The sequence below is a fragment of the Arthrobacter sp. I3 genome (assembly GCF_000520575.1).
Classification (GTDB): domain Bacteria; phylum Actinomycetota; class Actinomycetes; order Actinomycetales; family Micrococcaceae; genus Arthrobacter; species Arthrobacter humicola_A.
In genome coordinates, this window is the sequence record NZ_KI914937.1 from 26,930 (window position 1) to 30,389 (window position 3,460).

The 3,460-nt window shown below is 70.1% G+C and carries 3 protein-coding genes and 1 pseudogene; all 4 read right to left on the reverse strand.

Annotated features, from left to right (window positions below):
• Positions 1–28 precede the first annotated feature (28 nt).
• A pseudogene (locus tag Y706_RS25650) lies at positions 29–1,093 on the reverse strand (aminotransferase class III-fold pyridoxal phosphate-dependent enzyme); the annotation flags it as partial.
• A gap of 45 nt (positions 1,094–1,138) precedes the next feature.
• Positions 1,139–2,239: an LLM class flavin-dependent oxidoreductase gene (locus Y706_RS0114755; protein WP_028277191.1), complete on the reverse strand. Its 1,101-nt coding sequence runs from the start codon at positions 2,237–2,239 to the stop codon at positions 1,139–1,141.
• A complete protein-coding gene (gene hemB / locus Y706_RS0114760; protein WP_028277192.1) occupies positions 2,236–3,219 on the reverse strand; it encodes a porphobilinogen synthase in 984 nt (327 codons plus the stop codon). The genes Y706_RS0114755 and hemB overlap by 4 nt, the downstream gene beginning before the upstream one ends.
• The coding region (locus tag Y706_RS25655; RefSeq protein WP_043436225.1) for a uroporphyrinogen-III synthase at positions 3,216–3,460 on the reverse strand (245 nt) is incomplete at its 5' end. The genes Y706_RS25655 and hemB, both read right to left, overlap by 4 nt.

The window sequence follows — 3,460 nt, forward strand, 5'->3', positions numbered from 1 at the left end:
AATCCGGTCAGGACCTCGTCGAGGATCAGCAGGGCGCCGTGTTCGCGGGTGATCCGGGAAAGGCCTGCGTTGAAGCCGTCGCCGGGGGTGACCACGCCCATGTTGGCGGGTGCGGCTTCGGTGATGACGGCGGCAATGCTGTCACCGTGCTTGGCGAAGGCGGCTTCGACGGCGCCGAGGTCGTTGTAGGGCAGCACGAGCGTCTCGGCGGCGGTCGCGGCGGTGACCCCGGCTGAGCCGGGCAGCGCGAGGGTCGCCAGGCCGGAGCCTGCGGCGGCGAGGAGGCCGTCGAGGTGGCCGTGGTAGCAACCGGCCCGCCGGTGAGGCCCCAGTAGCCGGAGTAGCCGGTGCGGAATCCGGTCAGGACCTCGTCGAGGATCAGCAGGGCGCCGTGTTCGCGGGTGATCCGGGAAAGGCCTGCGTTGAAGCCGTCGCCGGGGGTGACCACGCCCATGTTGGCGGGTGCGGCTTCGGTGATGACGGCGGCAATGCTGTCACCGTGCTTGGCGAAGGCGGCTTCGACGGCGCCGAGGTCGTTGTAGGGCAGCACGAGCGTCTCGGCGGCGGTCGCGGCGGTGACCCCGGCTGAGCCGGGCAGCGCGAGGGTCGCCAGGCCGGAGCCTGCGGCGGCGAGGAGGCCGTCGAGGTGGCCGTGGTAGCAACCGGCGAACTTGATGATCAGGTTGCGGCCGGTGAAGCCGCGGGCGAGCCGGACGGCCGTCATGGTGGCCTCGGTGCCGGTGGAGACCATCCGGACGCGCTCGGCGGCCGGGACGCGCTCCTTGACGATTGCGGCAAGGTTGGCCTCGTCCGGTGTGGAAGCGCCGAAGGAGAGACCGCGGTCGACGGCGGCGTGCACGGCTGCCAGGACCTCCGGGTGGGCGTGCCCCAGCAGCGCCGGGCCCCAGGAGCAGACGAGGTCGACGTAGTTGGCACCGTCGGCGTCGGTCAGGTAGGCACCCTTGGCGGACACCATGAACCGCGGCGTCCCGCCCACGGAGCCGAAGGCGCGCACGGGCGAGTTCACGCCGCCCGGCATCAGCTGGCGGGCACGGTCAAAGAGTTCCTCGTTGCGAGGCATGCTGGAAGTCATGGTTCCTATTCTTTCAGTTCGCGGCGAGGTCAGTTCGCGGCCAGTTCAGTTGGCGCTAAGCAAGGCGGCCACGCGGGGCGCCACTTCGGTGCCGAACAGTTCAATGGAGCGCATCATGGCCGTGTGCGGCAGGGTGCCGTTGCTGTACTTGAGGTCAAAGCGGTCCACCCCCAGGTTCTTTTTGAGCAGGGCAATCTTCGCTGCCACGGTTTCCGGTGACCCGACATAGAGGGCTCCCTCGGGCGTACACATCGCGTCGAACTCGCCACGGCTGGCCGGACCCCAGCCGCGTTCGGCCCCGATCCGGTTCCGTTGCTGTAGCCAGTGCGGGAAGAACTCCTCGCGGGCGTCCTCATCCGTGGCGGCAACGTGCCCGGGCGAATGCGTGGCCATCTGCTGCATCGGGTGCCCGTACTTGGCCATGGCCTCACGGTAGAGGTTGGCCAGGGGCGCGAAGGACCGCGGCTGGCCGCCAATGATCGCGAAAATGATCGGGTAGCCGTACTCGGCGCAGCGCAGCACCGACTCGGGCGTGCCGCCGACGCCGATCCAGGTCGGCAGCAGGTGGTGTTCCAGCGGCGGGTAGACGCTCAGGCCGTTGATGGCCGGCCGGGTACGTCCCTCCCAGTGGACCGGTTTCTGCGCCCGGACCTTGTCGAAGAGCTCGAGCTTTTCCTCGAACAGGACCTCGTAGTCCGCCAGGTCCAGGCCGAACAGCGGGAAAGACTCGATGAAGGACCCGCGGCCCAGCATGACCTCTGCCCGGCCGCCGGAGATGGCGTCCACGGTAGCGAAGCGCTGGAACACCCGTATCGGGTCATCGGAGCTGAGCACTGTCACGGCCGAGCCGAGCCGGATGTTCTTGGTGCGGGCGGCCGCCGCGGCCAGGAACACCTCCGGGGCGGAGACCGCGAAGTCGCGGCGGTGGTGCTCCCCCACCGCGAGGGCGTGCAGGCCGATCTGGTCAGCGAGTTCGGCCTGTTCCAGGAGCTGGCGCAGCACCTGGGCGTGCGGGACGGGATGGCCGTCCGGGAAGACCCCGACGTCGCCGAAGGTGTTCAGGCCCAGGAGGATGCGGTTGGGCCCCACCGGCGCGGTGGGTATGGAATTGAGCGGTGCGTCCGCGGATTCGGGGGCCGTGTTCATCGGGTTTCCTCCAGCCAGCCGGCGAGCTCGCTCGCCCAGTAGGTCAGCACCATGTTGGCGCCGGCGCGCTTGATGCCCAGGACGGACTCGGTGATGGCGGCCCGGCGGTCGATCCAGCCGTTTGCGGCGGCGGCCTCGATCATCGAGTACTCGCCGGAAATCTGGTAGGCGGCCACGGGGACCGGGCTCATGGCGGCGACGTCGCCGAGGATGTCCAGGTAGCTCATGGCAGGCTTCACCATGACCATGTCGGCGCCTTCGGCCAGGTCCAGGTCCACCTCGAGGATGGCCTCCCGGCGGTTGGCGGCGTCCATCTGGTAGGTGCGGCGGTCGCCGGTCAGCTGCGAGTCGACGGCCTCGCGGAACGGGCCGTAGAACGCGGAGGCATATTTCGCGGCGTAGGCCACGATGGCGGTGTTGGCGTGGCCGGCGTCCTCGAGGGCCTGCCGGATCACGGCGACCTGGCCGTCCATCATGCCCGACGGGCCCAGGACGTGGGCGCCGGCGTCGGCCTGGGCAACCGCCATCTGGCCGTAGATTTCCAGGGTGGCATCGTTGTCGACGTAGCCGTTGGCGTCCAGGACACCGCAGTGGCCGTGGTCGGTGAATTCGTCCAGGCACACGTCGCTCATGACCACGAGGTCGTCGCCGACCTCGGCGCGGACGTCCCGGATGGCTTTGTTCAGCACGCCGTCGGGGTCCAGCGACGCCGTCCCGCGCGCGTCCCGGACGGCGGGGACGCCGAACAGCATGATGCCGCCGACGCCCAGCCGGACAGCCTCGGCCGCGGCACGCCTGAGCGAATCGGTGGTGTGCTGCTGCACGCCGGGCATCGAGGCGATCGGGTTGGGCTCACTCAGGCCTTCGCGGATGAAGGCCGGCAGGATGAGCTCCGAGGCTGAGAGCCGGTGTTCGGCCGTCAGCCGGCGCATGGCCGGGGTGGTGCGGAGCCGGCGGGGGCGGTGGGTCGGGAAGCTCATATGGTGTCCTTTGCTGAGGGCTCTGCGGCTGACGGATGCGATGGGGGCTGCTGGTGGTCAAGGGACCGCACGACGGCGGCAACCAGGCCGGACGCCGTCGGCTCTTCGGCGACGGCGTCGACGCTGAGTCCGAGGGAGGCCGCCTCGGCCGCCGTCGAGCGTCCGATGGCGACGAAACGGCAGGTGCCCAGCGGGCCGAGGTCCGTGTGGATGCGGCGGGCGGCGCTCGGGGAGGCGGCGA

Coding starts and splice junctions, on each gene's coding strand:
- Y706_RS0114755 (WP_028277191.1), bottom strand. CDS start 2,239: ATGAACACGGCCCCCGAATCCGCGGACGCACCGCTCAATTCCATACCC.
- hemB (WP_028277192.1), bottom strand. CDS start 3,219: ATGAGCTTCCCGACCCACCGCCCCCGCCGGCTCCGCACCACCCCGGCC.